This window comes from Dokdonella sp. (assembly GCF_036518555.1).
Lineage (GTDB): Bacteria > Pseudomonadota > Gammaproteobacteria > Xanthomonadales > Rhodanobacteraceae > Dokdonella_A.
Genome location: NZ_DATDMY010000187.1, coordinates 1 through 2047 on the forward strand (window position 1 = coordinate 1; position 2047 = coordinate 2047).

Annotated in this window: 3 protein-coding genes; 2 read left to right on the forward strand and 1 reads right to left on the reverse strand. The window is 72.2% G+C overall.

Translation table 11 applies throughout. From position 1 onward, the window contains the following. Positions 1–228: 228 nt before the first annotated feature. On the reverse strand, positions 229–822 hold the full coding sequence (locus VI238_RS10715) for a DUF937 domain-containing protein (protein ID WP_331651147.1): 594 nt from the start codon (positions 820–822) through the stop codon (positions 229–231). Between the two features lie 154 nt (positions 823–976). On the opposite strand from VI238_RS10715, the gene VI238_RS10720 reads away from it, so the two are divergent. Both VI238_RS10720 and VI238_RS10725 read left to right on the forward strand, forming a co-directional pair. Beyond that, positions 977–1321 carry a hypothetical protein gene (locus VI238_RS10720; RefSeq protein ID WP_331651149.1) on the forward strand — a complete coding sequence of 115 codons (345 nt, stop codon included), beginning with the start codon at positions 977–979 and terminating at the stop codon, positions 1319–1321. Between the two features lie 187 nt (positions 1322–1508). Beyond that, on the forward strand, positions 1509–2047 hold a 539-nt coding region (locus tag VI238_RS10725; protein ID WP_331651150.1), incomplete at its 3' end, for an arginase family protein.

The following is a 2047-nucleotide window of genomic DNA, read 5'->3' on the forward strand; positions in this document are numbered from 1 at the left end:
AGCCGCTCCCACACGCGCTCGCTTGTCGTCTGTGAGCGGCTTCAGCCGCGATGCCTTGGCTTGCGCGCGCAGGAGCGCGCCGCGTTCCGGGTCCCCGTGCGACCCGACGCGCGGGCGGAGCAAAGGCCCGCAAGGATGCGGGATGAGCAGGGACGCAAGTCGGTTATCGCGAAGCGTGCCTCTCGCTCGCGCACCGCTTGCGCGAAAGCACAGCGCAGCGCGAAAAGATCAGACGCGCCCGCGCGCCGCGCCACCCAGCATCTGCGATCCCACCTTCAACAGGTCCGACAGGCCGAGCTGCCCGTCGCCGTCCTGGTCGAGGATCGAGCCGAGCAACCCGCCGTGCCGGCCCTGGCCGATCGATTGCAGCTCGCGACCGAGCAGGTCGCCGAGGCCACCGGCGCCGCCGCCCGCGCGGTGCGCCATGTTGCCGAGCGCGGCCATCACGATCGGCGCGAGCATCGACAGCAGCGCGCCCGCATTCGCCGCTCCGATGCCGCTCGCCTGGCCGATGTTCTGCGCCGCCTGGCCCTGGCGGTCGCCGAAGATGTGGCCGAGGATCGCGCCACCGTCGCCGCCGCCGCCGAGCACGCTGCCGAGCACCGAACCGATGTCGACGCCGGCATGATCCTGCGCGGCTTGGTGCAGCGCGTCCGCGCCGGCGTCGGTCTGCGCGTTGCGCGCGAGCCCGCCGACGACCACGGGCACCGCCTGCTGGATCGCCGCTTCGGCCTGCGACGGGTCGATGCCGAGCTGGGTGGCGATCGCCTCGATGCTCGCCGGATCGAGGTGGCTCAGCACCTGGTTGGTCAGATCGCTCATGGCACTCTCCTTGGACGTTCGCATGCGCAGGGTCGCACGCCGACCTGTCAGGTGCATGTCGCCGGGTGTCAACGATCGTCACGCGCGTGCCGATGCCGCCGACGGCGCCGAACGGGAGCACTATAGTCCCGATCGCACGAACGCCGCAGGGCCGATGAACGATACGGATCACCGCCTCGAGTTGCTGCACCGGCGCTACGTGCTCTCGTTTCCTGCGAAGCGTGCCGCACTCGCGCAGGCGTGGCTCGCCTTCGTCGCCGCGCCCGATGATGGCGCGAGCGCGCAGGAGCTCTCGATGCAGATCCACCGCTTGTGCGGCTCCGCGGCGTCCTACGGCTACGGCCGGCTCGGTGCGCGGGCGTGCGCAGCGGATCGGCTCGTCGGCGACGAACTCGCGGCGCCGCGCCATGCCGGCGTCGCACGCGTCGCCTACTTCGAGGCGGCGGTGCGCGCGGTGATCGACGAACTCGAAGGCGCCGTCGCCGACGATCCGGCCTGAGCCACCGGTACGGCGTTCGCCGTCGGTTCGACACGGCCATCCGCCCGCATGCACCGACCTGCAGCCACCCGCCGCGCGGTGCGGCGCGGAGTTCCGTGACGCGAAGGCGGTTTTCGCCGAGAATCGAACCTCCGACAAGGACTCGGGCCGCGCTCGCGGCGCGCCCCCGAACGCAGCCAAGGCCAGCATGCAGACATTCCCCCCGATTTCCCTCATCGGCGCCCCCACCGACATCGGCGCCGGTCACCGCGGTGCATCGATGGGCCCGGAGGCGCTGCGCGTCGCCGGCCTCGCCTCGGCGCTCGCCGCGCGCGGCCTCGACGTCGTCGATCGTGGCAACCTCGCCGGCCCGTTCAATCCCTGGCTGCCCCCGGCCGACGGCTACCGCCACCTCGGCGAAGTCGTCGCCTGGAACCGCGCCGTGATGCATGCGGTCGGCGCCGAACTCGCGCAGGAACGCCTGCCGATCCTGCTCGGCGGCGACCATTGCCTCGCGATCGGCTCGATCACCGCGGTCGCGCGCCACTGCCGCGACCAGGGCAAGCGCCTGACCGTGCTCTGGCTCGACGCGCACGCGGACTTCAACACGAGCACGATCACGCCGTCGGGGAACATCCACGGCATGCCGGTCGCGTGCCTGTGCGGCTTCGGCCCGCAGGAGCTGACCGGCATCGGCGGCCACGCGCCCGCGCTGTCGCCCGAGCAGATCCGCCAGATCGGCATCCG

Bases quoted from the DNA above. Each gene is read 5' to 3' on its own strand.
- VI238_RS10715 (WP_331651147.1), bottom strand. From the start codon at position 822: ATGAGCGATCTGACCAACCAGGTGCTGAGCCACCTCGATCCGGCGAGC.
- VI238_RS10720 (WP_331651149.1), top strand. From the start codon at position 977: ATGAACGATACGGATCACCGCCTCGAGTTGCTGCACCGGCGCTACGTG.